At 60.8% G+C, this 26,906-nt stretch carries 29 protein-coding genes and 1 tRNA gene; 19 read left to right on the top strand and 11 right to left on the bottom strand.

What is annotated here, in order from left to right; translation table 11 throughout:
• The first annotated feature begins 6 nt into the window (after positions 1-6).
• Positions 7-537, top strand: coding sequence for an ureidoglycolate lyase (locus tag BBH56_RS09530; protein ID WP_148122689.1), 531 nt, complete (start codon positions 7-9; stop codon positions 535-537).
• Positions 538-539: 2 nt separating this feature from the next.
• Positions 540-1,367 (top strand): bifunctional allantoicase/(S)-ureidoglycine aminohydrolase, encoded by an 828-nt coding sequence (locus tag BBH56_RS09525; protein WP_148122688.1) that lies wholly within the window; start codon positions 540-542, stop codon positions 1,365-1,367.
• Here the strand turns inward: BBH56_RS09525 and BBH56_RS09520 are convergent.
• Entirely contained in the window at positions 1,312-2,421 is a 1,110-nt protein-coding gene (locus BBH56_RS09520) for a tRNA-queuosine alpha-mannosyltransferase domain-containing protein (protein WP_159300351.1), read from the bottom strand. The two genes, BBH56_RS09525 and BBH56_RS09520, sit on opposite strands and share 56 nt — an antisense overlap.
• 66 nt (positions 2,422-2,487) lie before the next feature.
• Here BBH56_RS09520 and BBH56_RS09515 point away from each other — a divergent pair.
• The 4 genes from BBH56_RS09515 (at position 2,488) to BBH56_RS09500 (ending at position 5,291) form a co-directional block, all read left to right on the top strand.
• Positions 2,488-2,563, top strand: a tRNA-Phe gene (locus BBH56_RS09515).
• Positions 2,564-2,742: 179 nt separating this feature from the next.
• Entirely contained in the window at positions 2,743-3,417 is a 675-nt protein-coding gene (locus BBH56_RS09510) for an outer membrane protein (RefSeq protein ID WP_148122686.1), read from the top strand.
• 123 nt (positions 3,418-3,540) lie between these two features.
• Entirely contained in the window at positions 3,541-4,863 is a 1,323-nt protein-coding gene (locus BBH56_RS09505) for a tyrosine-type recombinase/integrase (RefSeq protein WP_157809152.1), read from the top strand.
• An 11-nt stretch (positions 4,864-4,874) separates the two neighbouring features.
• Positions 4,875-5,291, top strand: coding sequence for a restriction endonuclease (locus BBH56_RS09500; RefSeq protein ID WP_148122684.1), 417 nt, complete (start codon positions 4,875-4,877; stop codon positions 5,289-5,291).
• Between the two features lie 547 nt (positions 5,292-5,838).
• Here BBH56_RS09500 and BBH56_RS09495 read toward each other — a convergent pair.
• On the bottom strand, positions 5,839-6,417 hold the full coding sequence (locus tag BBH56_RS09495) for a tyrosine-type recombinase/integrase (RefSeq protein WP_318262551.1): 579 nt from the start codon (positions 6,415-6,417) through the stop codon (positions 5,839-5,841).
• Between the two features lie 705 nt (positions 6,418-7,122).
• Here BBH56_RS09495 and BBH56_RS09490 point away from each other — a divergent pair.
• Positions 7,123-7,431, top strand: a complete 309-nt coding sequence (locus tag BBH56_RS09490) for a DUF6626 family protein (RefSeq protein WP_148122683.1) — start codon at positions 7,123-7,125, stop codon at positions 7,429-7,431.
• Between the two features lie 112 nt (positions 7,432-7,543).
• Entirely contained in the window at positions 7,544-7,870 is a 327-nt protein-coding gene (locus BBH56_RS09485; protein ID WP_148122682.1) for a hypothetical protein, read from the top strand.
• 141 nt (positions 7,871-8,011) lie between these two features.
• On the opposite strand, the gene BBH56_RS09480 is transcribed toward BBH56_RS09485, so the two are convergent.
• Positions 8,012-8,797, bottom strand: a complete 786-nt coding sequence (locus BBH56_RS09480) for a hypothetical protein (protein ID WP_157809151.1) — start codon at positions 8,795-8,797, stop codon at positions 8,012-8,014.
• Between the two features lie 140 nt (positions 8,798-8,937).
• On the opposite strand from BBH56_RS09480, the gene BBH56_RS09475 reads away from it, so the two are divergent.
• The 6 genes from BBH56_RS09475 (at position 8,938) to BBH56_RS09460 (ending at position 13,041) form a co-directional block, all read left to right on the top strand.
• Entirely contained in the window at positions 8,938-9,801 is an 864-nt protein-coding gene (locus BBH56_RS09475; RefSeq protein ID WP_157809150.1) for a hypothetical protein, read from the top strand.
• 13 nt (positions 9,802-9,814) lie between these two features.
• Entirely contained in the window at positions 9,815-9,994 is a 180-nt protein-coding gene (locus tag BBH56_RS09470; RefSeq protein ID WP_148122679.1) for an H-NS family nucleoid-associated regulatory protein, read from the top strand.
• Positions 9,991-11,196 (top strand): hypothetical protein, encoded by a 1,206-nt coding sequence (locus BBH56_RS09630; protein WP_157809149.1) that lies wholly within the window; start codon positions 9,991-9,993, stop codon positions 11,194-11,196. The genes BBH56_RS09470 and BBH56_RS09630 overlap by 4 nt, the downstream gene beginning before the upstream one ends.
• Before the next feature lie 58 nt (positions 11,197-11,254).
• A complete protein-coding gene (locus BBH56_RS09625) occupies positions 11,255-11,680 on the top strand; it encodes a DUF6641 family protein (protein WP_157809148.1) in 426 nt (141 codons plus the stop codon).
• Between the two features lie 249 nt (positions 11,681-11,929).
• Positions 11,930-12,175, top strand: a complete 246-nt coding sequence (locus BBH56_RS09465) for a hypothetical protein (protein ID WP_148122678.1) — start codon at positions 11,930-11,932, stop codon at positions 12,173-12,175.
• A gap of 230 nt (positions 12,176-12,405) precedes the next feature.
• Positions 12,406-13,041, top strand: coding sequence for a LysE family translocator (locus BBH56_RS09460; protein WP_198515219.1), 636 nt, complete (start codon positions 12,406-12,408; stop codon positions 13,039-13,041).
• A 6-nt stretch (positions 13,042-13,047) separates the two neighbouring features.
• Here the strand turns inward: BBH56_RS09460 and BBH56_RS09455 are convergent, their stop codons facing one another.
• Entirely contained in the window at positions 13,048-13,521 is a 474-nt protein-coding gene (locus tag BBH56_RS09455; RefSeq protein ID WP_110882335.1) for an Lrp/AsnC family transcriptional regulator, read from the bottom strand.
• An 88-nt stretch (positions 13,522-13,609) separates the two neighbouring features.
• On the opposite strand from BBH56_RS09455, the gene putA reads away from it, so the two are divergent.
• Positions 13,610-17,107 (top strand): bifunctional proline dehydrogenase/L-glutamate gamma-semialdehyde dehydrogenase PutA, encoded by a 3,498-nt coding sequence (gene putA, locus BBH56_RS09450; RefSeq protein ID WP_148122795.1) that lies wholly within the window; start codon positions 13,610-13,612, stop codon positions 17,105-17,107.
• Positions 17,108-17,191: 84 nt separating this feature from the next.
• Entirely contained in the window at positions 17,192-18,754 is a 1,563-nt protein-coding gene (locus BBH56_RS09445) for a BCCT family transporter (RefSeq protein ID WP_148122677.1), read from the top strand.
• A gap of 24 nt (positions 18,755-18,778) precedes the next feature.
• Here BBH56_RS09445 and BBH56_RS09440 read toward each other — a convergent pair whose 3' ends face one another.
• The 5 genes from BBH56_RS09440 to BBH56_RS09420 all read right to left on the bottom strand — a co-directional run bounded on the left by BBH56_RS09440 (position 18,779) and on the right by BBH56_RS09420 (position 22,598).
• Positions 18,779-19,459 carry an SOS response-associated peptidase gene (locus BBH56_RS09440; protein WP_148122676.1) on the bottom strand — a complete coding sequence of 227 codons (681 nt, stop codon included), beginning with the start codon at positions 19,457-19,459 and terminating at the stop codon, positions 18,779-18,781.
• 23 nt (positions 19,460-19,482) lie between these two features.
• Positions 19,483-20,499, bottom strand: a complete 1,017-nt coding sequence (locus BBH56_RS09435) for a zinc-dependent alcohol dehydrogenase family protein (protein WP_148122675.1) — start codon at positions 20,497-20,499, stop codon at positions 19,483-19,485.
• 91 nt (positions 20,500-20,590) lie between these two features.
• A complete protein-coding gene (locus BBH56_RS09430; RefSeq protein ID WP_110882331.1) occupies positions 20,591-20,947 on the bottom strand; it encodes a helix-turn-helix domain-containing protein in 357 nt (118 codons plus the stop codon).
• 77 nt (positions 20,948-21,024) lie between these two features.
• Positions 21,025-21,663, bottom strand: coding sequence for a GntR family transcriptional regulator (locus tag BBH56_RS09425; protein WP_148122674.1), 639 nt, complete (start codon positions 21,661-21,663; stop codon positions 21,025-21,027).
• Positions 21,664-21,680: 17 nt separating this feature from the next.
• Positions 21,681-22,598, bottom strand: a complete 918-nt coding sequence (locus tag BBH56_RS09420; RefSeq protein WP_148122673.1) for an alpha/beta hydrolase — start codon at positions 22,596-22,598, stop codon at positions 21,681-21,683.
• Positions 22,599-22,850: 252 nt separating this feature from the next.
• Here BBH56_RS09420 and BBH56_RS09415 point away from each other — a divergent pair, with 252 nt between their 5' ends.
• From BBH56_RS09415 to BBH56_RS09405, 3 genes are all read left to right on the top strand, one after another.
• Positions 22,851-23,534, top strand: a complete 684-nt coding sequence (locus BBH56_RS09415) for a CsgG/HfaB family protein (RefSeq protein ID WP_148122672.1) — start codon at positions 22,851-22,853, stop codon at positions 23,532-23,534.
• Positions 23,535-23,671: 137 nt separating this feature from the next.
• The gene (gene hemH / locus BBH56_RS09410; protein WP_110882327.1) at positions 23,672-24,790 is read left to right on the top strand and encodes a ferrochelatase; all 1,119 of its coding nucleotides are present in this window, start codon (positions 23,672-23,674) and stop codon (positions 24,788-24,790) included.
• A gap of 32 nt (positions 24,791-24,822) precedes the next feature.
• A complete protein-coding gene (locus tag BBH56_RS09405; RefSeq protein ID WP_318262550.1) occupies positions 24,823-25,416 on the top strand; it encodes a LysE/ArgO family amino acid transporter in 594 nt (197 codons plus the stop codon).
• Between the two features lie 56 nt (positions 25,417-25,472).
• Here BBH56_RS09405 and BBH56_RS09400 read toward each other — a convergent pair whose 3' ends face one another.
• Positions 25,473-26,426 (bottom strand): sulfurtransferase, encoded by a 954-nt coding sequence (locus BBH56_RS09400; RefSeq protein WP_318262549.1) that lies wholly within the window; start codon positions 26,424-26,426, stop codon positions 25,473-25,475.
• Between the two features lie 17 nt (positions 26,427-26,443).
• Complete coding sequence (locus tag BBH56_RS09395; RefSeq protein ID WP_198515218.1) at positions 26,444-26,878, bottom strand: hypothetical protein; 435 nt, start codon at positions 26,876-26,878, stop codon at positions 26,444-26,446.
• Positions 26,879-26,906 lie beyond the last annotated feature (28 nt).

The following is a 26,906-nucleotide window of genomic DNA, read 5'->3' as shown; positions in this document are numbered from 1 at the left end:
CCGCGCATGACCATCACCCTGACCGCCGAACCCCTCACCGCGAAGCGCTTCGCGGCCTTTGGGTCGGTCATCGACACCCGGAGCACCGATCCCTTTCCGATCAACAATGGCCTGACCGAGCGCTACCACCGCCTGGCCGTCGCGACGGCCGAGCCGGCCCCGGCATCCTCCGCCGATGAGGGCCAGGCCGAAACCATCATCAGCATCTTTCTGGGCCAGCCGTATTCACTGCCCGCGGAGCTGTGGATGCTCGAGCGGCACCCACTCGGCAGTCAGGCGTTCATGCCCCTCGAACAGCGTCCCTGGCTGGTGGTGGTGGCGCCCGCCGGCGAACCACCGGCAGCCACCGCCCTGCGCGCGTTCATCGCCCGCGGCGACCAGGGCGTCAACTATGCCGCCGGCGTCTGGCACCACCCGCTCATCGCCCTGCAGGCTGCTTCGCAGTTTCTGGTGGTGGATCGCGATGGCCCCGGCAACAACTGCGACGAGGCCCCGCTCGAGGAAACAATTGTCGTGACAACCACGGAGCTGCCCTGACCATGACCACCAGCCCCTACGCCCTGCCCCCCGGCGGCGTCCCGGATCAGTCTGGACACATCAGTGGTCGCGCCGTGTTCAGGACCGCCTACGCGGTCATCCCCAACGACGTGCTGCGGGATATCGTCACCAGCCGCCTCCCGCACTGGTCGCAGACCCGGGCATGGATCCTGGCCCGGCCACTATCGGGATTCGCCGAAACCTTTTTTCAGGCCATCCTTGAAGTGCAGCCCGGCGGAGGCAGCGCACGGCCCGAGCCGGATCCCGACGGCGAAGGGGCCTACTTTGTGCTGGCCGGTACGCTTGAAATCGCCTACGCCGACCGCACCGAGCGGCTCGGCCCCGGCGGATTCGCCTGGATGGCGCCCGGCGAGCGTTACACCGTCACCAATCCTGGCACCGGGCCGGTCACCTTTCACTGGATTCGCAAGGCCTACCAACCGGTGGCGGATATCGCCACACCGGCCAGCTTCAGCGCGCCTGCCGACAGCGTCGCCCCCGTCGCCATGGCCAATGCCGAGGGCCGCTGGCGGACCACGCGCCTGATCGATCCCGATGACATCGGCCACGACATGCACGTCAACGTGGTCAGCCTTGACCCCGGCGCCCTGATTCCGTTTGCCGAAACCCATGTCATGGAGCACGGCCTGTACGTGCTTGAAGGAAAGGCCGTCTACCGCCTCAACGAGGACTGGGTCGAGGTCGAGGCCGGTGATTTCATGTGGCTGCGCGCATTCTGCCCCCAGGCCTGTTATGCCGGGGGAACCGGGCCTTTCAGCTATCTCCTGTACAAGGATGTGAACCGCCACCCGAGCTTGCAGCTGCGCTGACCGGTCCGCTCAGCGTCTGCCGCCAGAGCGCTTGCAGCGCCGTGTCGTACCAGCCCGATACATCCGGGGCGCCAGGCCGGGCGCTGTCACCCAGCCACTCCGCCAACCGCCGCGCCAGCGCATCGGCATCACCAGCGGGATAGCGATACTCGGCGGGATATTGCTCGGGATAAACCAGCGCATCGGGCACCAGCGGGGTGGCGCCGGCGGCCGTCGCCTCAAGCATCCCCAGTCCCTGGAATTCATGGATGGCGGTACTCACGACCACCCCTGCGCGGTCCAGCAGGGCATCATACTCGCCGCGCGGCACACGGCCGTTGGCGATGACGCGATCGCCCAGGGCATCCAGGATACGCGACAGGGCGGGTGGCGGCGGATGGGGTCGGGGACCGAGCAGCGCCAGCCGAAACGCATGGCCGGCCTCGGCCAACCGGATGACGGCATCGGCGAACACCTCAGGCGCCTTGTCGTACTCCCAGCGATGATTCCAGAGGATCAATCGTGCATCCCGTGATACGCGACCCGGCGCGGGCGGAACGATTGGCACCGGCACAACCGCGGTTTTCGGGGCCAGACGCTCGACGATGCCCGCTGGCACCGCATCCGGCATGCGCCGCAGCAAGGCCGCGACACCGTCGAGAAAGCTACCGCGGTTCCACTCGGAATTGAACAGCAACCGGTCGGCCGCCAACGCGCCATAGAGCTGCACGATCTGCGGCTCGACCGAGGGCCGCTGCCCGGGCCCGACCGGATAGGCGAACTGGTTTTCGTGGAAGTAATAATCGGTGGGGATCCCCGCGAGGGCCGGATGCAATCCGCGCAGCGTCGCCAGATCGACCATCGAGGTGGCCAGCACCCGATCGACGCCCTGACTGGCCTCGGCGATGTGATCGATCCACGACAGCGGATTGCCGCGAATGCGCCATTTGAAATGCCGCCCGGGGAGCGTCAGGCACCGCCAGTCGATGTCGGCGAAGCGCTGCTCAAGCCATTGCGTCCACCAGGCATGGCTATCCGCCTGATAAGCCGACAGCAGCAGAATGCGTTGTCTCATGCCGCGATTATAGGCGTTGTACCTTGACCCGTCCCGGCGCATCGGTTTGAATATAGCGGTTCCGGCGGCCAGGTAGCTCAGTCGGTAGAGCAGACGACTGAAAATCGTCGTGTCGGGAGTTCGATTCTCTCCCTGGCCACCATTTTTCAACAACTTACCGCGTTCTCTACCACTCAAGCGCTGTAGCACACTCGTAGCACACCTCCTCTCACGCAAGACAACGCGTGCCATTCCCAGGCACACGCTGATTTAGGGGGATGACACGCCACTGAGTCTTCATTATTGTTCGAACCTCGTACTAGGTCTAAAGGAGTAAGACTCATGAAACGGATATCACGCTACTGCGCATACGCAGTTGCAAGTGCAGGAATCCTCGTCGCTGGCAACGCCGCCGCTGACAACCTTAGCGGTGTCACTGTGGGACTTGATGTAACTGCTGCTGAGAGCTTCGATATCAAGTCCACTGCTACTGACAAGGTGCAGAGCAACACAGACGCCCCAGGCGATGTTGAGCACTCGGCACTATCCAACAACTTTGGGTCTGCCGACTTGAAGCTTGGTTACAACTGGGTGTCTGAAAACGGCTTATATGTAGGCTTTGCAGCTAACTACAACCTGAACGGCATTGACGAGAACTTTGACAAAGATTCCGACGGCGATACTGTCGGTACGACCAAAGAGGATGCATACGGCGCTGAAGTTAAGCTCGGCGCGGCTGTGAGTGATTCAACCGCTTTCTATGGCATCGTCGGCTACCAGAGCGCTGACTTTAAGCTCAGCATCAACACCCCAGAAGGTTCGACGAATGACAAGCAAAGCCACAGTGGTGTTCGATATGGCATCGGCGCCACGTATGCGATAACCGAAAATATCCTCCTCAGTGCCGAAGCCACGCAAACTGACTACGACAGCAAGGACTACCTTGATGGTCAGTACAAAGTTGAGGCAAAAGAGACAGAGTTCGGTCTAGGAATCGCATATCGCTTCGGCTTGTAAGCCTCACGCTGACGCCGCTGGGTCGTTACGCCAGCGGCGTCAGTCACTTTAAGCACCTCCTCTCACGCAAGACAACGCGTGCTGCTACAATCGTAGGCACTACAGGGACTTGTGGTGCGTGGCTTGCAGAAAAGCATTTCTCTACTGCCAAACAAGCTGACGCTGTACAGACGCAGCCACAGCGGTCGTTGGCAGTGCAGATACAAGCTGAAAGGACGTGGCTGGCACAGAGAGAGCACTGGCGAGCACGAGCTGGATGACGCACGCGAGGCAGCATTCAAGCTCTACTACTCTGCAGAAGAACGCGCTCGCAACAACCTCCCCGTCAATACTCGTCGCTTCAAACACGTCGCAGAGCATGCCAAGCAGCGCATGCAGCAAGAGTTGGAGTACGGGACAGGCAAGGGCGTGTACAAGCAGTACATACGCGTCATTGACCAGCACCTCATACCTTACTTTGGCAATCGTCAGATTGACTCAATAACCGTCGCTGACCTCCACGATTATGCAGCGTGGCGTGACGAGGCGATTGCGTACAGGCTGTATGAGCAGAAGCGTGAAGCTCTAAAGAAGCGCATCAAACGCGTGGAGAGACTGCGCGAAGCACTACAGCAGCTTGACGCCAATCCACCTCCTTACCAGCCCAGCCAGACCGTCGTTAATACGCACAACGCAGCACTGAACCGAGTGTTTGATGAAGCGCTGCTGCATGGATGGATAACAGAGAGCATACGTCCAAGCATGCTCAACAAGGCAGCGAAGACGGACACGCGTGGCTCATTTGAGTTTGACGAGTACAGACGCATTACTGACACGCTGCGCAGCAAATGGCTTACACAAACGCCGAGCGAACAAGGCAAACGCATACGCAGAGTGCTGCGCGAGTATGTACTGATACTGGCAAACACAGGCATGCGGCATGGCACAGAAGCGACAAACATGCGCTGGAGCGACGTCAACTACTACACAGACGCACGCACAGGCGAGCGCTACTTTGAGTTCTATGTGCGTGGCAAGACTGGACAGCGCAGCCTCATAGCACGCGATGGAGTCTATCGTTTCCTTGAACGTCTTAAAGACATGGACACCGCGCTCGCTGACAAAACGCTGGATGAAGTCATTGCACTACGCTCTGACAAGTACCTGTTCAGGGACGACACAGGCGAACGAGTCTCTGCTGACCAACTGCGCCAGGCATTCAGACGACTACTGGACGAGAAAGGGCTGCGACGTGGCAGAGACGGCAAGAACAGAAGCTTGTACTCGCTACGCCATATGTACGCCACGCGTGCGCTCGCAAAGGGACAGAACATCTACGTGCTGAGTGTGCAGATGGGCACGAGCGTGAAGATGCTGGAACAGCACTACAGCAAACTCACAGCGCGTATGCGAGCAGACGAGTTGAGTGGACGGGTGCGCACGATTGAACAGAGCGAGGAGTCTTAGGGGCCATAGCGATGACGCTGAACCAATTTATACGCGCTGTAAAACGCATGTACCGCGCCTACAACAAGATCCAACATCAGTGGCGTGTGATGCAGACTGAGAAGCATAGCACTGGCGAAGCTTTTGAACACTGGGTTGCTGGGGAACTGCGTAAGTATGGCTGGACAGCTAATGTCACTCCAGCGCGCGGCGATAATGGCATAGACGTAATCGCAAAGAAGAACGGTAAAGTTGCAGGGATACAGTGTAAGCGCTACAAAGGCAAAGTGGGCAACAAGCCTGTACAGGAGATACTGGCCGCTCAGGCATTTCACGACCTGGATAAGCTCGCCGTAGTAACTACTGTTGGCTATACACCTGCAGCTAAGGAATTAGCGAGGCGTACTGGCGTCAAATTATTGCTGCGTACGCAGCTCTCTCGTCTTTGAAAACATCCCTAGTGAGTTAGCACTGTGCTACTCCCTTCCTAACGCAGCAATTATAGGGGCTGGCCATTATGTATCACGTCACGAGACGATTAATAGCTGCAAGGAACCGAACCAGTACTGAAACAGCAGAGCTTGTACAGGTAGAACGAGAGCCGTTAGGCATAACAAATGACTGCTTAAGAAACGCATTCCATTACGCTCGTGCGAAGGACATGCTTCCAATTGCTGGATGGCTTGTTTTCCCGCACGATACATCCGCTCAAACAACCGAGTGCATACAGCATTGGTGGTGCCTTAGTGAGCACGATGGTCGCTACTATGACTATACTCCCTTACCAAGTTCCAGCGCGAAGGAAGTTGAATATGTCTGCGATGTCGCTCTCACTATGTATGCACACGATAACCGCGACCAATTGGCTAGTATGGTTGGAACATGCTTACTTTATGAAAAAGGGGACTGGTATACAGTTCATTGGGATGAGAGCGATGTACAGCACACGAACCATTTGACGGAGCTGCGCACTGAATGGCTCTTTCAGCACAAGCGTTAACTCGCTAACTCTGCTGCGTTCCTCAACTGCGTGTCACTCACGCTGACGTAGCGCTGTGTCGTGCTTATGTGCCTATGCCCTGCCAACTGCGCCAACACGAACACACCAACGCCCTTGTCTGCCAGCTTGGTGAGATAGGAGCGTCTGCCTGAGTGACTCGTAGCGCCACGCATACCAGCGCGTGCGTAGATGCGCTGTAGCAACTGTGTCGCAGTATTTGCTGAGAACTGCTGGCTCTTTTGCGTTCTGAACAAGAAACGTTCGCTGTAGCGCGTGTTTGACGTTTTGAGATACTTGGCAATCTCACGCTGCAGTCGTGTTGACACGAACACCGTGCGTGCGTGCTTGCCCTTCGTCTGCGTGCTGCGCAGTCGTATCTCTGTGCGTGCAGCGCCGTCTTCAGTTGCCACATCACACACACGCAGTGCTACTACTTCACCTACTCGCATGCCCGCCCAATGTGTCAGCAGCAGCATAAGACGATTGCGTGCCGCGTGTCGCTCGCAGGCATCGTTGTAGTTCAGTACCTGCTTGAGTTCCTTGTCTGTCAGTACGCGTGCCTGTCCCATATACATCACCATAATGTGTGGATTGATGATGCATAGTGTGTTTTCTGATGTTTCTTTTGAGCAACCAGAAAAGTGCTTAGCAAGTGGCTCTGTGTTTTCAACACTTTAGCGTGATACATAAGAGAATACTACTTCTCTTACATTTTTTGTTTGATACATGTGCAACTGCTTCGCAGTCACACAAACGCTTCTGTGTTATCGCTCGTCGCTCAAACACATCGCGTTAGTTTTCGTCTTCTGTGATGATTGAATGATGTGCTGTGGGGGTATTCTGTAGATTGTTTAGTCATAGAGAGGCTTCACGCCTCTCATTGACTTTGAGCATTCTGTGAGTGGCTCAGTCAGCGACTTCGCACAACCAGCTACATAGCTGGGAGACAGAGTTAGGCTGTTGCCTTTACGTGCGTAGAGTTAATCCCAACGCAGCACCACACCACCAAGTCGCCAGCAGTGCACTGCATATAGGGTAGCTGTGCGTGTGTCACACACAGCCCTCTCTTCCTATTTCACTGCGTAATCTTTTACAAGCCCTTCGCAGCTTTGCTTGGTTCCACGCCTCTGCTAGAGCGGGATGGGCGACAAGCTCTGAACGCTTTCAGCTCTACACTGGCGTCCTCAATGTCACAGACCTAGCCCTTGTAGCAGATAAATACAAACGCAGTGGGTAGCTGCCCTTGCATCTACAGCTATTTATCAACTTGAGAGGAAAACATGGCAAAAACGATATTGGATGAGGTGTATGGGGAGCTGAAAGCAATGGGGCTAACGCCAAGCGAACGTGTGTTCTGTATGGAGTGGCTGGGACGCAGCGAGTGTTATATGCGCACATTACGCTTTGAGAACCAGCCGCCTTCCATCGCCACCATCGCCATCTGTGCAAGCAAGCTGCAGCACTATGGCGAGCGCATGGTACAGACAGAGCAGTACAAGGCAGCAGGCAGACAGTTTCTGCAGTTAAGCGAGCAGTGCCACAGAGAAATCAACAGAGACGCTGAAGCGACGTGGCTGGAGGCAGTGTGACAGGGGTTCTGCAGCCTCAGCAATCCGTGCTACAAAATCTGACTTTGGAGTACTTATCTGTTCTGCCTGGTGATTTGAACTCACCCCGTTTTCTGCGTGGTTGGTGGTAGCGATGAGCAAGGCAGCGATCAACGACGTGCAGAAGGCGCTCAACGCCATACGCAGCGCTGTCACAAAGGAAGACAGAGACACACAGCTTGCAACGCTTGCTCTGCTCAATAGCACGAGCGACTCAATCATCAATACAGCAAGGAAGCTGGGTGACGCACAGACGAAGGCAAAGACAAAGACGCAGAAAGTACCAATCCCTCAGACGAAAGTCGTCAAACAGCAGTCACCACAGCAGCAGACGAGCAGGGGCAGGGAGCGTGAGGAGCGTGACGCAGCAGCGAAGAAGCCACAGCCGCCGTTGACACCTCAACAGCAGAGAGAGCAATAGCGTCACACTCACGTAGCTTGGGGGGACGAAAGACTGCACGCGCAGTCAGGTTGCAGGGCGAGGGAAATGGAGGCTATGCGACACGCATAAAAAAAGCGCTGTACCCACGTACAGCGCTTTCACTCACAGCCCCAGTTTTGCTTATGCCGCCAAAGCTTCCTCGTCTTCTGCCTGTGCTAGCTTACTTTTGACTGCCGTTAATGCCTCTAGCACCTTTTCTGTTGCTTCATCTTCTTCGCGCTCAAGCTCTGCTATCACTTCGGCGCGCTTTTCGAAATAGACGGATTGCTCCATCAACGCTTCTCCTCGTTCTATGTAAATACCTTCCCTCAACGCTTCAGCGTCTGTGTACCATTTGGGGATGAGCTTCCCTGTCTGCGTATCTCGCTGCACGAGTAGCAAAAATTCCTCATCATCAATCATCTCTACTATTTGTGGAGCATCAATGGGCTCAAACTTTGATCGCACACCAAAGCGTTCATAGTTCTTGCCAACCCAAACCTTATAGTCACGCTCTGCCTTCGCTGCAGCATCAGCAGCTTTGTCCCTAATAACGCCGTTAACGCCACCATTCTCCTTCAACCACTGCGCCATACCAACAGCGCCACTGACACCAACACCGTTATCCACTGCAGCAATGAGTGCTTTCGCGTACGCATACCCCTTTTTTGCCTTCGCACCAAAGACTGACTTAGTAATCAATGATGCAAGCGTAGTACTGCTGTTCCACTTGAACCCACACATTCCTTTGAACGCTGACTCAAAGCGCTCATCCTTGCGCAGGAAATAATAGAAGTCTAAGCAACCTTCCAGCAGCGTGTACAGCAGCGTATCGGCATAGCGCTGCTGCTTGTCCCACTCTGCATGCTTGCTCTGCAGCTCGTTCAGCGTCTCCTGCACCTTAGTCGTCAAAATTTCGTTACTCATCTTCATAGCTCGTACCTCTTTACGTCTGTGTTAACGCCGCTTTCCTTAAGCGACGTGTACAGATTACGAGAGAAGCGCTAGGCTGGAACCAGCCGAAAACCAATCTGAATGGTTTCTGACTGCACGGAGCGCAGACAGCGATGACGGACTTGCGGCACTTCATCTCATACGCACCTCGCTTTGGCTCTTATGCCAATCCCGTACGCAGCAAGGTTGAGCAAAGCCCCTACTACTGGTGGTGGTATGCGCTCACGCGCAACACCACATATAGTGATCTGTGTGAAGCTGGTGGTGATTTCAGTCTGTTAGCAGACTCTCAAACAGAAACTGAGCAGAAGGATGACGCTCAACGAGCGTCTACAAGCACGGATTCTCCACAAGCGCACTCAGGCATGCTGAAGGTGTACGAGGACTTTGGAGACGTGCGCTACGACGGCGACAGATACCGAGCGTTCTGCGACTGGTGGCGCAATCGTGTTAACACGAACGAGCAGCGGGGTGCGTACCTGTTCGCTGAGCCGTTGCGTGGAACGTGGACACGCGTGCTCTCAGACGAGGACGACTTGCAGAGTGCATGGGAGGACGAGGCGCAGATAGTGATTGCGCTGCCCGTCTACCAAACACGCCACCACGCTCACAAGAGCCTCACACGCATCGTTCGCAAGCACATCGCAGAACAAAAAGGACGTGCTGTCAGTGATCCACGTTCAAGCAAGGCGCGCTATCACCTCAACACTGCCGTGCAGCCGCGTGCCCTCAAGCTCGCTTTTGACATATGGGACTTGCGCAACGACTGCGCAGTGGACCCAATCCCTCAGCGTATACCTAAGACACTCCCAGACAACGTTCGCATCGCACGTGCTGTTGGCTTGAAGTACAACGCGCGCGATAAGGATGGAGCGACGAAAGGGGACGAGCATAGGAATCTCAGTACACAGGTGGCACGCTACTTACGAACAGCACGCAGTATGATTGAGAATGCTGCTGTAGGAACCTTTCCATAAAGAGGAACACAACATGGCAACGATTGAAGAGCTCGAACAGCAGAAGGCAGAGATTGAGAAGCAGATTAAGGAAGCTTCAAAGAATCAGAAGCAAGAGGACTTGAAGCTTGTTAAACGGCTCTGTAAGCGACACGGGTTCACTTACAATGCGCTGAAGAACTATCTCAGCGAAGGAAGGAAGAGGTCAACATGATGCGCCGAGCAATACTCATGAGCGCAATGTTAATCTTTTTATCGGCTTGCACTGCAAAAATGCCCGAAGATGCTGGCGTTAAAATCTACGATACATTCTATATCCCTCAATATGCGCAACCAGAACCAAATGACGCGACACTTAAGTACTATTTGCAAAAGGTGCTTTACGACACGGCGGGGTTTGGGAGGCTATCTGCCGAAGCAGCCGAAAATCCCCGTCAGCTTGTTAGAGACGTCGGGGAGAATCAGTTCCTCAATGAACAGATGAAGAACACTGGCATAATAAGCTATCTTTACTACGATAATGGCGTGATAAAGTATGATGCATTAAGCAATGAAAACCGATTTGGTTACTTGATTGATGATGACACGCCGTTATGGACTCATTCTATCGGTAAAAGCTGGACTTCCTACCTGTTAGGACACGCTATATGTAGGGGAGAAATCGACGACGTCTATTCGCGTATCGACGACTGGCCTCTTATTGACGGCACTCTATACGAAGATCAGCGTCTCATAGATTTGATAAATATGCGCGCAGGCGATCAATTCGTCGTCACCGAAGCAGATGGCCTGATTGAATCAGGGAGATGGTTCAACGTTCACCCACTAAGTTCGTTTGCTCAACTTGAACTAGCTGGCACTTCTCCTGCAAGTAGGGAGTATAACTACAACGGATTAGTGACAAACGTAGTTCTTAACTACGTCTTGTACAAAGTAGAAGACGAAGAAACGTTTCTCAACGATGTGTTTACAACAAATGCGCGGATTGAAAACCCCCTATTCTTTTTGACGCAAAGGAGCATCCCGCTTGAGCTTGGGCCCGTTCGCTACAGCGCACGTGCGTCTCGTTATGACTTTCTTCGAGTTGGGATCGCTATGTTGGACGACTGGAACAATAATGGTTGCATGAATAATTACTTCAGAACACTGTTGGATGAAAGTAAGCGGAAAGGCTTCGCCAGCCGACAACATCCCCACAAAAACGAATCTGCTCTGAGATACGGGGGTTTCTACCATACACATTACGTAGGGATGCGAAATCGAAACGTACTCGGTATGGACGGCTACGGCGGTCAATCTCAACTTATAGACTTCGACAATAACCGCATAGTAAGCGTGAACACGATTCACACTAACTACGACTGGGGTGAGCTTGTATATCGTGCGATCAAACACGGCGACATACAAAAAGAGTGACCATCCACCAACGCTGACCATACAGTAAGCGTGTTGATACAATACTGGGAGATGCAACATGACTGTTCTCAACACGCTTACCTACACCAAATACTCTGTTCCTAACAACAGTGACCCTGTCACCAAGCGTCGCAACAAGCTGCTTCAAAAGATTGACGAGCAGATTCTGTTAGCGACAGACGACACATACACACCAACCAAACGTGTCACCACGACTGACGCAGCAGGCAGCATTAGAACGATTGATAAGCCCAAGCGAGTTAAGCGTTGGTGGAGCGTGCAGACTGATGGCAAAGTGCTGCTAACGGTGCGCTATGGTGCGCGTGCGATTGAGTTTCAGAAAGGCAAGGATGCGATTGAAGTAGAGAGCGTTGAAGCGCTGCCAGCGATGCTAAGAACGGTTAGGCATGCTGTTGCTGATGGTGAGTTAGACGAGCTATTGGCGAAGTATGCGCAGTATGGACGTACAGTAAGGAAGAGGTAGTAGTGTGAAGGCGCTTGCTCAAATCTTAGCTTTTGGATTGCTTATAGCTCTTGGTATCAGTGCCGTGAACGCTGATGATGACACGAGCAACAGGTACGATATGCAAGCAATCGAACATACGAACATTATTGGCGTATGGGTTATAGATAACGACTCACAGACGATAAGACTCTGCAGAGCTGTGGCTCCTACAGAAGAGGATAAAGCAGCATTTGTGTGCAGTAAGAAACGGCTGGATGACGAGTGAGGATGAACGTTCAGCATCAACAGCGTATCGCGTCACTGAACATCGCTATCAACAAGTTCACAGAGCACGAAGCTGTTGAGCATGAGTTCCTAGTAGCGCACTGGCATGAGGTAGAGAGCGTGCTTTGGAACACACGTCTGCAGCTGAAAGATGGTGACGACGTAGAGAGAGTTACACGCGCCACTGCCAACAGCGCTGTACAGCACGGCATGCTTCATCACACGCTGGTGGAGCATGCTGTGTTGTAGACGCTGAAAGAGTTAAGCTGAAAGGAATGTGAGAGCGAGCGCGGCAGATGTGGCACACTCACGTTCGTGTTGACACGATTGGCTCCTAAATTTGTAGCACACAATTTCGCACACCATGCAGAAGGCTTTGCAAGCTGTTGATTTCGTTTTTCTTATATTGCTAACGGCTTCTGAAAATCGTCGTGTCGGGAGTTCGATTCTCTCCCTGGCCACCACTCCTCTTGAATCCCATGATGCAGTCGCTTTTCCCCATCCTTGGCATCTTTGCCGTCTTTTCACCCGCATTGATGCTGCCGGGGCCGGACTTTGTCGCGGTGGTCCGCAACACCGTGGCCCGTGGGACGCGCGCAGGCGTGCTGACCGCGGTCGGCGTAAGCCTGGGGATCACCTTCTATGCCGCATTGAGCGCGCTGGGGCTGTCGGCACTCACCAACCGCATCGAGTGGTTCGAGGTGGTGGTGCGGGCCGGCGGATCGCTGTTTCTGGGCTATCTCGGCATACGTCTGGTGCTGACACGCCTGCCGGTACGCCACATCGAGCAGGAAGCGGTGCGGGTACCCGCCGGTCCCCGCAACCCGATTCTGCTGGGGCTGCTGATCAACCTGACCAACCCCAAGGCGATCGTCTTTTTTGCAAGCATCTTCGGCAGCGCCATCAGCCCCACGACACCGACGCTGGTGATCGGGGTGCTGATCAGCGTGATTGGTGTCTGCGCGCTGGTCTGGTTTTCCACCGTCAGCCTGCTGACCGCCTCCACCGGCATGCTGGTGCGGCTCGAGGATCACCAGCACTGGATCGAGCGGCTGGCCGGCGTGGCCTTTCTGGGGTTTTCGGCCAAGATCGTCTACGACCTGTTGCTGGCCTAGAACGGATCAGGGCCCCAGCTCCTTGACCGCTTCCATGGCCACGTAGGTACTGGTGGAAGCCACATACGGGAGGCTGGAAATCGATTCGGCAAGCACCCGCCGATAGCTCGAGATCCCGGGCGTGCGCACCTTGAGCAGATAGTCGAACCCACCGGCGATGAGGTGGCATTCCTCGATCTCGGGGATATCGCGGGCGGCGGCATTGAAGTCGCGCAGCGCGGTCTCGCGGGTATCCGACAGGCGCACCTCGACGAACGCCACATGCGCCGCGCCGATGCCGATGGGGTCGAGGATGGCCCGATAGCCGCGAATCACCTGGCTTTTCTCAAGGCGCTGCAGGCGCGCCTGGGTGGGCGTCTTGGAGCGGCCGATACGGCGGGCGAGCTCGGCCACGCTGATGCGGCCGTTCACGGAGAGCACCCGGAGGATGGCGCGGTCCAGACGATCGAGGGAAAGGGTTTTGCCCGGTTCATCCGTCATTTAAAAGGCCTCCAGAACAATTCGTTTGACCTTCTGATCCGTCTTTTTCAGGCCAATCTATCATTTTTTCTCGTTTATGGTGATTGGCATGGATATTCGAATCAGTGCCCTCGATAGCAATCGTCCCGTCGAACTGCCGGCGGCCCTCACCCATGGCATGCGGCGCTCGGAGATCACCACGCTGCAGCGGCTCGTCGACCGGGCGGCGCTGTCCCCGGCCCAGCGCCGCGCCATCGTCGCGGATGCCGCCGGCCTGGTGCGCGAAATCCGCCAGAGCGCCCGTCCCGGGCTGATGGAGGTGTTTCTCGCCGAGTATGGCCTGTCCACCGACGAGGGCATCGCGCTCATGTGCCTGGCCGAGGCCCTGCTGCGGGTGCCGGATGCGCCCAGCATTGATGCCCTGATTGAGGACAAGATCCGCCCGTCCGACTGGGGCCAGCACATGGGGCATTCCAGCTCCAGCCTGGTGAACGCCTCGACCTGGGCGCTGATGCTGACCGGCCGGATCCTCGACGATCCCGGCAAGGGCGTCACCCGCAACCTGCGCAGTGCCGTCAAGCGCCTTGGCGAGCCGGTGATCCGGACCGCGGTCGGGCGCGCCATGCGCGAAATGGGCCGGCAGTTCGTGCTGGGCGAGTCCATCCAGGCGGCCCTCAAGCGAGCGCGCGGGCAGGAGAAAAAGGGCTTCACCTACTCCTACGACATGCTGGGCGAGGCCGCCCGCACCGCGACGGACGCCGAGCATTATTTCGAGGCCTACCGCGACGCCATCCTGCGCATCAGCGCCGCCGCGCGCCATGACAGTGCCCGCGACAATCCGGGCATCTCGGTCAAGCTCTCGGCGCTGCACCCGCGCTACGAGCTGGCCCAGCGCGACCGTGTACTCACCGAGTTGGTGCCGCGGGTCACCGCCCTCGCCCGGCTCGCCGCCGACAAAGGCCTCGGGTTCAACATCGACGCCGAGGAGTCGGATCGGCTCAACCTCTCGCTGGAGGTGGCCGAGGCCATCCTGCAGGACCCCGGCACCGCCGGCTGGGACGGCTTTGGCATGGTCATTCAGGCCTATGGCCAGCGCGCCGCCGACACGGTGGACTGGCTCTATGCGCTGGCCGGACGACTCGATCGACGGATGACGCTGCGTCTGGTCAAGGGCGCCTACTGGGATACCGAGATCAAGCGCGCCCAGGCGCTGGGCGTGGATGGTTTTCCGGTATTCACCCGCAAGGCCGGGAGCGACGTCAGCTATCTGGCCGTATCGCGCCAGCTGCTGGGAATGACCGACCGGCTCTACCCCCAGTTCGCGACGCACAATGCCCATTCAGTCGCGGCGATCATGGCGATGGCCGGGGAGCAGGCCGTACCCGCCGAGGCCTTCGAGTTTCAGCGCCTGCACGGCATGGGCGAGCGCCTGCACGACATCGTCATGCAGCGTCACGGCACCCGCTGCCGCATCTATGCGCCGGTGGGCGAGCACCGCGACCTGCTGGCCTACCTGGTGCGGCGGTTGCTGGAAAACGGCGCGAACTCCTCATTCGTCAATCAGATCGTTGACGAGAACGTCCCGCCGGAGACCGTGGTCGCCTGTCCGTTCGAAGCGCTCGACGATGTTGTCCACCCGGTCAACCCCAAGCTTGCCAACGGCCCGGAACTGTTCCAGCCGGTGCGCCGCAACGCCCGGGGGTTCGATCTGGGGGACATCGCCGATCTGGACTGCATCGAGGGCGCCCGGCGGCCTTACCACGCCCGCCGTTTTGAGGCCCGACCACTGCTCGCCGATAGGGCAGCCGCCGAGGGAGCTGAGGGGCACGACCACCCCAATCCCGCCGATCCCGCCGACATTGTCGGCACGGTCTACGACGCCAGCCCCGGTGACGTCGAACGCGCCATTGAAGCCGCCCGGCCGTGGCCGGCTTCACCACGTGAGCGGGGCAACATCCTCGAGCGGGCCGCCGAGCTCTATGAACGCGACTTTGGCGAAATCCTGGCCATCGTCGCCCGCGAGGCCGGCAAGAACCTGCTCGACGCCGTTGGCGAGCTGCGTGAGGCCATCGACTTTCTCTACTACTATGCCCGCCAGTCCCGGCAGCTCGAGCCCGAGCCGCGGGGGCGGTTCGCCTGCATTTCACCGTGGAACTTCCCGCTGGCCATATTCACCGGTCAGATCGCCGGCGCCCTCGCCGCCGGGAATGCGGTGCTCGCCAAGCCCGCCGAGCAGTCCCCACTGACCGCGGCCAAGGGGGTGGCGCTGCTCCATGAAGCCGGTGTGCCCGTCTCGGCCCTGCAGTTTCTGCCCGGTGACGGGGCCCGCGTGGGGGCGGCCCTCACCGCTGATTCGCGGATCGACGGCGTCGCCTTCACCGGCGGGACCGAAACGGCACAGGCCATCCATCGCAGCATGCATGGCAACCTCGACCCGGGGGCGCCCCTGATCGCCGAGACTGGCGGCCTGAATGCCATGATCATCGATTCCACGGCGCTGCACGAGCAGGCGGTGCGCGATGTGATCGCCAGTGCCTTCCAGTCGGCCGGTCAGCGCTGCTCGGCGCTGCGCTGCCTGTATGTACAGGAGGATGTCCGCGACGATTTCATGCGCATGCTGCTGGGTGCGATGGATGAACTGCGCCTGGGCAATCCCTGGCAGCTGTCCACCGACGTGGGGCCGGTGATCGACGCCGAGGCGGCCACCGCGATCAATGATTATGTCGCCGCAGCGCGTCGTCAGGGGCGGCTGATCAAGCAGGTCGAAGCCCCCGAGAGCGGCCATTTCGTTGGCCCGGCGGTCATCGAGGTTGATGGCATCGACGACCTCGAGCGCGAGGTCTTTGGCCCCGTGCTGCATGTCGCCGGCTATCACGCCGAAGACCTCGACGCGGTGATCGATGCCATCAACGCTCGTGGCTACGGACTGACCTTCGGGGTGCACACCCGCATCGAGGACCGCGTCCAGCACATCGTCGACCGCGTCCATGCCGGTAACCTGTACGTCAACCGCAACCAGATCGGCGCGATTGTCGCCAGTCAGCCCTTCGGCGGCGAGGGGCTTTCAGGGACCGGGCCCAAGGCCGGCGGCCCCGATTACGTGCCCCGCTTCGCCCGCGGGACGCCGCCACCGGCCATCGGCCAGCCCGGCGCCGAGCCGGCGGATATCGGCGCCATCCAGGAGACGCTCGAGGCCAGTGCTGATGCCCCCATGCCCGCCCAGGGCATGGACATGCCGGGCCCCACCGGCGAGTCCAACCGCCTCTATCATGTTCCCCGGGCCCCGGTGCTCTGCCTGGGGCCCGGGGTCGAGGCCGCCGCCGAGCAGCGTCGCCAGGTGGAGGCGCTGGGCGGCGTGGCCATCGAGGTGCCCGGGGCACTGCCAGCCAGTGCGCTGGCGACACTGACCGGCTTTTCGGCGGCGATCTGGTGGGGCGACACCCCCGCCGGGCAGTCGTATGCCCGCGCCCTCGCGCAGCGCGACGGCGTGATACTGCCGCTGATCACCGGCCGCCCGGACCGTGCCCACGTCAATCACGAACGCCACGTCTGCGTCGACGTCACCGCTTCCGGTGGCAATGCCCAGCTGCTCGCCAAGGTGCAGTAACCCGCGGCGACTGCACGCCGCTTTACTTCCCGCAGGCGGGCTCCCAGAATGCGGCGCTTTTTATCCATGGGGGGGAAAGCGCCAATGGCCAGAACGCCGGATCACTACGGGACAGGCACAAACAATCAACGCATCTTTGGTGACCCCTGGGTCTTCGGGATCAGCGCAGGGTTCATACTGCTGTTTGTCGGCCTGTCCATCCTTGATGTCGATCTGGTCAGTCAGCTGGTGGGCGGCGGCTTTGCCTGGACGGCCAAGTACCTGGGCTCATACTTCCAGCTGCTGCTGCTGCTGACCTTCGTCATTGCCATCGCGGTGGCCATCTCGCCGGCCGGCGGCGCGGTCATGGGCGATCTCGACACCCCCGAGATGAGCACCTTCCGCTGGGTGGCCATCATCATGTGCACCCTGCTGGCCGGTGGTGGCGTGTTCTTCGCCGCCGGTGAACCGGTCTACCACTTCATCGCCCAGACGCCGCCGGCCTTTGACACCGAGACCGGCACGGTCGAGGCCATCCGCGGCGCCCTCGCCCAGTCATTCATGCACTGGGGCTTTCTTGCCTGGGCGGTGCTGGGCGGGCTGACCAGTCTGGTGCTGGTGCACGCGCACTACGTCAAGGGGCAGCCCCTGCAGCCCCGCACCCTGCTCTATCCGGTGTTCGGCGACCGGGTCATGCGCGGCGCCTTTGGCGGCGTCGTCGATGCGGTGTGCGTGATCTCGGTGGTGGCGGGCACCGTCGGCCCCATCGGCTTTCTGGCCACCCAGGTCGCCTTTGGCGGCAGCGTGCTGTTCGGCCTGCCCGATGGCTACGGCACCCAGCTGGCGGTGCTGGTGGTGCTCGGCGGGATCTATGTGACCTCGGCGATCACCGGCATCCATCGCGGCATCCAGATGCTCAGCCGCTTCAACGTCTACCTGGCACTGGCCATTGGCGCGGTCATCCTGGTGTTCGGGCCCACGCTGTTCCTGGTCGACGCCTATACCCAGGGCATGGGGGCGTATCTGGGCAACTTCCTCGCCATGGCCACCATGACCACCCAGACCGCGCCGGACTGGTGGATGAAGTGGTGGACGGTGTTCTTCTTTGCCTGGTTCATCGGTTATGGGCCGCTGATGGCGCTGTTCGTGGCGCGGATCTCGCGCGGGCGCACCGTCCGCGAAATGATCCTCGCGGTCTGCGTGGCCGCTCCGGTCGCCACCACGGTCTGGTTCACGCTGCTGGGCGGCTCGGGCATCTTCTACCAGCTGAACGGCAGCATCGATCTTGCCGAAGCGCTGACCAACTTCCGCTTTGATGTCGCCACGCTCACCGTCGCCCAGGCCCTGCCACTGGGCTCGGTGATGGCCGCCGCGATCCTGCTGCTGACCACCATCTTCGTGGCCACGACCGGCGACTCAATGAGCTACACCATCTCCATGGTCGCCACCGGGCACGACCGTCCCGAGACAGGCGTTCGCGCTTTCTGGGGGATCGCCCTGGCGGTGATGGCCGCGATCCTGCTCTACATGGGTGCCGGGCAGATCTCGGCACTGCAGCAGTTCATCGTGGTGACCGCCATCCCGGTGTCGCTGGTGCTGCTGCCATCGCTGTGGACCGGGCCGAAGGCGGCCTATGCCATGGCGCGGGCCCAGGGCCTGGTACGCTGAGGTCCGGCCCCGGGCAGGGCCCGATCAGGGCTCGACCGGCTCGAGCAGCGCCCGGTCATCCTCACTGGGTCGATTGACCCGGGGGGAAACTGGCCACGCCTCAAGCGCCTCGGGGTCGAGGCGCTGGACGGCCCGGCGGATATCCGCCCGCGCGGTCAGCTGCGGATCAAGCCAGCTCGCCCAGCACCCGGGGTCCAGCACCAGGGGCATGCGCGGGTGAACCGAACGGGCGATGCCGCGCGCCGGCTCGGTGATGATGGCGCAGGAGCGGCCTGCCTCGGTGCGGTCCTCCGGGGCCTCGGTCCAGATGCCGGCATAGGCGATCAGCGGGGCATCCGCGGCGGTGAAATACCAGGGTTGCTTGCCGGCGTCGGTGGCCTGCCACTCAAACCAGCCGTTGGCCGGGATCAGACAGCGCCGATGGGCAAACGCATCACGAAAGTACGGCGACGTGGCCACGGTCTCGGCCCGGGCATTGATGGGGGACGGCGCATCACTGCCCGCCCAGTGCGGGTGAAAGCCCCAGTGGTCAAGCGCCAGCCGCGGTGCCGTCGAGGCCGGGTCGGAATGGGCGGTCAGGATCGGCCGGCCGGGGGTGATGTTGTAACCACCGGCCGGCGCATCGGATTCTTCGAGCCCGTCGCCGGCGCCCATGGCCCGGGCCACGGCATCGGCGCTGACGTGGCGGTCAAAGCGTCCGCACATGGCGCAGGCCGTCGCTGTAGTGGCTAGATATCGATGCAGATCTTGCCAAAGTGGGCACCGCTTTCCTCGTGCTGGAAGGCCTCGACCAGCCGATCCAGCGGAAAATGCCGATCAATGACCGGCTGGATGCCGGTGGCTTCCATGGCCTCGACCAGATCCTGCTGATCGCGCCGGCTGCCGACGAGCACGGCCTGCAGACGCTGCTGACGCAACAGCGCCTGAATCAGCGGGAAGTCGCCGTTCACGCCGGTGAGCACACCGATCAGCGAGATGTGCCCGCCCACGGCGGCGGCTTTCATCGACTGCTGCAGCGTGCCCGGGCCGCCCACTTCAACGACATGATCGACACCGCGGCCCTCGGTCAGCGCACGGACCTCGTCGCCCCACTCGGGGGTGTCGCGGTAGTTGATCACCGCCTCGGCGCCCATCGCCCGCAGCCGTTCGAGCTTGTCGTCGCTCGAGGAGGTGGCGATCACCCGGGCGCCGGCCGCCACGGCCATCTGCAGGGCATAGATCGACACCCCGCCGGTGCCCAGGGTCAGCACGGTCTGACCGGGCTTGAGGTTGCCGTTGACGAACAGCGCCCGCCAGGCGGTGACACCCGCCGTGGTCAGCGTCGCCGCCTCGGCATGGCTCCAGCCCGCCGGGATGCGGGTAAAGGCGTTGGCGGAACGGGTCACGGATTCCCGTGCGTAGCCATCAATGCCATCGCCGGGTGTCCCGCCAAAGCCCTCATCGGTGGCATCACCGTCCACCCAGTCCGGGAAGAACGTGCTGACCACCGCATCCCCCACGGCAAAATCGTCGACCCCCTCGCCCACGGCGGTTACGTCACCGGCGCCATCGGAAAGTGGGATACGCGACTCGTGCCGGGGGGCCATCGGCCCTTTAACGACCCCGTAGTCATGGTAGTTCAGGGAACTGGCGCGCAGTCGGACGGTGATTTCGCCGGCGGCGGGTGCCGGCGGGTCGGCCCGGTTGTCGAGGCTGACCTGATCGAAGCCACCGCCAGCGGCGATTGTCAGTGTCCGGTTCCCCATAGCTTTCTCCTCAGCGTGAATGTCTGACTGTTCTAGAGCGTCATGCTGAGCACGCTGGCGGATCGACGCAACCATTCACGCCCCGACAGGCCTAATCCGGGGGAACACGCAGCTGGGACTCGCATTCGCGGCGCACCTCGGCAAACGCCTCGGCGACCCGCTCCGTGGGAAACAGCCGTACCAGACGTCGGTCATCCGCCCGGCGTGATTTGATCAGCCAGCCATCCGCCACCAACTGCGACAGGTTGTAGCGAACTCCCGTCACCGAATAAGGCAGCGTCGCAAGCAGCTGCTTCACACTCAGCGGCGTTTGCGCGTTGCTGGCGCGGGTCACCGCCACCAGAATGTCGAGCGCAATGAGGGAGGCACCGTAGGGGAGCGCCGGCGAGATCGACTCCCTGAGCTTTGCGGTCAGGTCCGCGTCGGCAAGCATTGTCTGCCGTTCCATGGCAATCCCTTGTGTCTCCGTACGATGTTGAAGCTAGTCATGCCATCCCCCCGTCGCAATTAAATTCAACTACTAAATTAAACCCCTTCCTCGCACTGGCCTCGAGCCACCGACAGAATGTGGACCTGCATCAGATCAGCGGCGCTTTCACCGTCCGCGTTGGCGAGCGCCTCGATGATGCGGGCGTGCTCGTCGATGGCGTTGGCCATGACCGGGTGGTCCAGGCCATAAGTGCTGCGCGCGGAGATGGCGCCGTGCATCACCGTCTCCAGCGAGCGCTGCAGGCGGCGACTCCCAGCCGCGGCCATGATGGTCTGGTGAAACTCGAGATTAAGATCACTCAGCCAGTCATGGGGCGGCGAAGCACGCTGCAGCAGGGTGAACTCCTGCTCCACGATGGCCCGCAGGCGCGTGAGCTGGGTCGCGCGGATGCGAACCGCCGCGCGCCGGGCGGCGTACGCCTCGAGCAGGGCGCGGATTTCGAAAACCTCGTGACTGTCCTCGCGGGTCCACTCGATCACCCGCGCGCCGCGGTAGGGGATGTTCTCCACCCAGCCATCGGCGGCCAGCCGTGAAAGGGCCGCCTGCACCGGCGCCGGCGAGGTCCCCAGCTCATCGGCAATCATCTGCTGTTTGAGGAAGTCCCCGCCGCGAAAGCCGCCCTCGAGAATGCGCTGGCGGATGGCAAGGCAGATCTGATCGGTCACCGTGTCCATGAAGTCCTGATGTCAGCTCAACGATGCGACTCCATTGGATATTGCGCCGTGGGCCGGCGTGTTGCAATGCTGGCGGTTTCAGCCCGGACCTGCTCGAGGAAACCCGCCAGCCGCGGCCACTGCGCGGCCAGCTCGTCGCTGAGGTCATGCCCGCCCTCGAGCCATACCTGCCGGGTCGTTTCCGGCGGTCCTGCCCGGGCCAGTGCCTCGGCATCGGCCGGGGGGATCACCGTATCGCCCCGGCCATGGGCGATCAGCACCGGAATGTCCAGTCCGCGGATGACCGTCACCGGTGCGATGGTGTCAAAGCGATGACCGATCACCGCCTCGATATAGCGAAGCACCAGCCAGCCCAACGGCATATAGGGGATATGCCGGGCGGCCAGCCAGCGCTGCATCACGCGCGTCGGATGGACAAACCCGGACAGACTGATCACCGCATCAATGTCGTCGCACCACGAGGCCGCCAGCAGCGTCGCCGCCGCGCCCACCGAGTGCCCGGCCACCACCAACGGACCCTCGTCACCGGTGGCATGGCGTCGCAGCCAGCTCACGGCCGCGACGATATCCTCGGCAAAGCGCGGCATCGATGAAAAGGTATCGTCATCGCTGTTGCCATGATTGCGGACGTCGAAGACCAGCACCTGCCAGCCCGCCTGCTGCAGCGGTCGCGCGAGGGCCAGCATGAACACTCGGTTGACGCCCCAGCCGTGACAGATCACGACGCGGCCGACGCGCGGATCCCCCGCCAGCAACCAGCCTGACAGCCAGCGACCGCGGCGGGTGCGGAACCGCACACTGTCGGCGACGACGCCATAGTCCGCCGGCGTCCCCCTTACCGGCCGGCGGGGCGCCGCGAGACTGTGGCGCAGCCAGACCGCACCACCCGCGAGCAGCGCAGCCACCACGGCCACCGCCGTAATCAGGCCGATCATCTCGACAGGCACAGGCGACGCATGGGCCACTGACTGGGGGAGAGCGGTCGCGCGTGTTCGGACGCGGGCATATCGGGCTGTTCTGGCGGATGGGTGATTAATGTATCAATATTCGGCGAAGCGGCAGTGGCCCAAGCGGCGCGCCTGAGCGCTACGACGCCGGACGCCGCACCACTGCGGTACAATGATCGCGTTGAATGATCAGGCCGCATTGAGGGTCTGACGATCCACAAGCAATGGCGGAGCAGGCTCATGTTGATATCACGGCGTTTTCCGACTCTCGGGTTGCTCATCACTCTTGCCGCGCTGGTGGCTGGCTGCGCCTCGGTCAGCGGGAGTGGCGAATACAACCGCAGCTACGACTTCTCCGGCCTCGAGCGCACGGCGGTCGTCTCAGTGGATGGGATCGGCGGCCAGGCGGCCCGCGACCAGGTGGCCAGCATGTTCAATCAGGCCCTGCTGGGCCGCGGCTACAGCCCCATCGAGCGCAGTCAGATCAAGGAAGTGCTCAGCGAACAGGACTTCTCCCGCTCGGCCGTGACCAGCGCGTCCGGGGCCGCGCGCGCCGGTGAGATCCTCAACGTTGACAGCGTGGTGCTGGTCAATGTGCCCGAGTTCGGCGACGACATGAGCATGAGCGCCCAGATGGTCGATGTGCAGAACGGCACGATCCTGTGGTCGGCCTCCGGCAGCGCTCGCAGCGGTGCCGGTATGACGCGCCGTGCCGGCCAGATTCTGGGCGCCATCGGCGGCGGCATCATTGGCGCCGAGGTGGGTGATGACAGCGGCACCGGCGCCATCATTGGCGGTGTCGGCGGCGCCGTTGGCGGCGGCATCGCCGGTGACGCCCTGTCAAAGCAGCGTCAGGAGCAGACCGCCGTGCTCGTTGATCAGTTGACACAGAGCCTGCCCGAGCGGGGCCAGGGAGGATCCTGATGAGTGAGGAACTGCCGGCGGCGGCTGGAGCCGCGTGAATAGACCGCGCCTATCGATTGGGCCGGAGCGCTGCATTTTCCCCCGCGCGTGATCCGGCCTATTATTGATGTTTCAGCTTCAATGCAGGGTCGATCGACATGCCGATGTACAGCTCCAAACCCAACGCCCGCCACGATGATGTCCCGCGTCTGGGGATTCTGGTCACCAACCTGGGTACACCGGATGCGCCCACCACCCCGGCGCTGCGCCGGTATCTGGCCGAGTTCCTGGGCGATCCGCGGGTGGTGGAGATCAACCGGGTGCTCTGGTGGCTGCTGTTGCACGGGGTCATCCTGCGCACCCGTCCGAAAAAATCCGCGGCCGCCTACGCAGAAGTCTGGGAAGAGGGCGGCTCGCCGCTGCTGACCATTGGCAAGGATCAGGTCGCCGGCATCGACGAGCGGCTGCAGGAGCGCCTGGATGGTCCGGTGTCGGTAAAGCTCGCCATGCGCTATGGCAACCCCTCGATCCGTGAAGGCCTGCAGGCCCTGCGCGACGAGGGTGCGGAGCGCATCCTGGTGCTGCCGCTCTACCCGCATTACTCGGCCACGACGGTCGGCTCGACCTACGATGCCGTGTTTGACGAATTGAAGAAGTGGCGGCGGATCCCCGAGCTGCGGCTGATCGGCCAGTATCACGATGATCCGGCCTATATCCAGGCGCTGGTGAACACCATCCGCGAGCATCGCGAAACCAACGGCAAGCCCGAGAAGATGCTGTTCTCGTTCCACGGCATGCCGCGACGTTATCTGCTCAATGGCGACAACTATCACTGCCAGTGTCAGAAGACGGCGCGCCTGGTCGCGGAACAGCTCGGTCTGGCGGATGACGAGTGGCAGGTGACCTTCCAGTCACTGTTCGGTCGTGAGGTCTGGCTGCAGCCCTACACCGACGCGACGGTGAAGTCGCTGGCGGAGTCAGGCATGAAAACGCTCGATGTGATCTGCCCCGGGTTCTCCGCCGACTGCCTCGAGACACTCGAGGAGATCGAGGGCGAGAACGCGGAGATCTTCGAGGACAATGGCGGCGAGCACCTGCGCTACATCCGTGCACTCAACGCACGCGATGACCACCTCGACATGCTGACCGATCTGGTGGTGGACCACATTCAGGGTTGGCCCGAGGCTGATCCGGCGATCAAGCGCAGCCGTCGGGATCCGCAGAAGACCCTGGAGCGGGCGCGCGCCATGGGCAGCAGTCAGTGGATGGATGAATAGCGCTGATCACGGTCTTTGCCACCGGTCTGGCGGTGGGCCTCGGGCTCATCGTCGCGATCGGGGCGCAGAACGCGTTCGTTCTGAGGCAGGGCCTGCTCGGCCGGCACGTGTTTGCGGTATGCCTGACCTGTGCCGCCTCCGACGCCATCCTGATCACCGCCGGCGTCACCAGTTTTGGCCAGATCACAGCCTGGCTGCCCTGGCTGGAGCCGGCGATGCGGGCGGCCGGCGCGCTCTTCCTGACAGTCTACGGCGCCCGAAGCCTGCTGGCGGCGCTGCGCTCGACGGGTGGCCTGCAGCCTGAAGCCGGCGCGGTTGCCGGGCGCGGCAACGCATCGACGCTTGCGAGCACCCTGCTTGCCTGTCTGGCCATCACCTGGCTCAACCCCCACGTCTATCTGGATACCGTGGTCATGCTCGGCACGGTGGCGTCACAGTACGAAGAAGGCCGATGGGCGTTCGCCAGCGGTGCGGTCTCCGGCTCGTTCCTGTTCTTTTTCGCACTCGGCTACGGCGCGCGCCGCCTGCAGCCGCTATTCGCTCGCCCCATCGCCTGGCGACTGATGGAGGCCTCCATCGGGGTGGTGATGTGGTTGATCGCGGCACACCTGGTGTTGCGGGGGTAGGCGGTTTGGTGGCAGGCGGTTTGGGACAGGCACGAAGCCCGTCCCGAAATCAGTGTTTACTCGCCGATGACCAGCGAGCGGTCGCCGTCGAGGGTCCACTCGTGGAGTGAGCCATCATAGAGCGCCACATCGGGGCGGTCCGCGATCTCCGAGACGCCGAACCATGCCAGCGACGAGACATGCCCCGAGTTGCAGTAGTTGATGATCGGCCCGTCAGTCCCCGGCAGCATTGAGGCGACGATTTCCCGGGCAGCCTCCGGCGAGCGCCAGTAGACGATGCCGTCGCGTGGCGCCACGAATTGGGTGAACGGAAGCGGCCGCGCCCCGGGCAGATGACCGCTACCGTCCACGTAGTCCTTGCTCATCTGACCGGTGAACTGCACCAGTGGACGGTTATCGACCAGCTGAGCTGACGAGTCGCCATCGATCACGGCCGTGACGTCTTGGGTCGTCGCCAGCAGATCCTCGCGCGGGGCTCCGGCGGTGTAATTGCCGTTGGCAGCCGATCCCGGCGACTCGGCGACTTCGCCGCCGGCGGCATCCCAGGCGGCGGCACCACCGTCAAGGATCGCGACGTTGTCGTGACCGAAATATTTCAGCTGCCAGTAGAAGCGCGAGGCCACGGTGGCATCGCCATACACGGTATCGCCGGCCGGAGCGATGACAATGGTGTCGTCATTGTCCACACCCAGGCCCTGCATGACCGTTTCGAACGCTTCAGCGGAGGGCGCCAGATAGCGGATGGTGTCCTTCATCCCCGGTCGCTCCGAGAGGAACTCCGACATTCCGACGAATGGCGCACCGTCCACAAAACCGGTGGCGTCGTAGTTGGACGGACGCCGCGATACGTTGATCAGCGTAACCTCGTCCTGATGAGCCAGTGCCCAGTCGGCGCCGACCACCGGCCCGGGCAGGTCGACCGACCCCGCGTCCTGCGCCATCGCGGCACCGGGCAGGGCAACGGCGACGCCAAGGGCCGTTGCATGGAATGATTGACGGATCGTCATCATCGTCACCTCTTCAATCGTTAAAACGTGAATTCGCGAACCGAGGGATCCGCCACCAAGGCACCGATCGCCGGCGGCTGAGCAACGCCCACGCCATCGATCAGATCGGCCTCGGTGTACTCGCGGTTGGGCAGATAGATCGCGCAGACATCAACCTGGACGCCGTTATTCACCAGCCGCTGGATCATCTGCGCCGGGCTGGCGTCGGGGCCGCGCAGGGTCTCCGACTCATCCACCTCCGAGCTCACGGCCAGATCGCCCGCTTCGTCGCAGAGAAGGACCTGAGGAACAGCGCCGTTTTTCTGCGCCTGCATGGTCAGGATGAGGGCCATGGCCTGTGTCTCATCCTCGTCACTGGTGAGGATGGACAGCATGTCCGGCCCACTCTGGGCGAGCGCCGAGGCGGAAAAAACCGTCAGCACGAAGCCGGCGAGGAGTTGTCGAAAAGTATTCATGGAAGGGCTCCTGATCGGGTTCTGGTCA

The sequence above is a fragment of the Spiribacter roseus genome (assembly GCF_002813635.1).
GTDB classification, from domain to species: domain Bacteria; phylum Pseudomonadota; class Gammaproteobacteria; order Nitrococcales; family Nitrococcaceae; genus Spiribacter; species Spiribacter roseus.
Note: the sequence above shows the minus strand (reverse complement) of the source record. Positions and strands in the feature narration are given on the sequence as shown.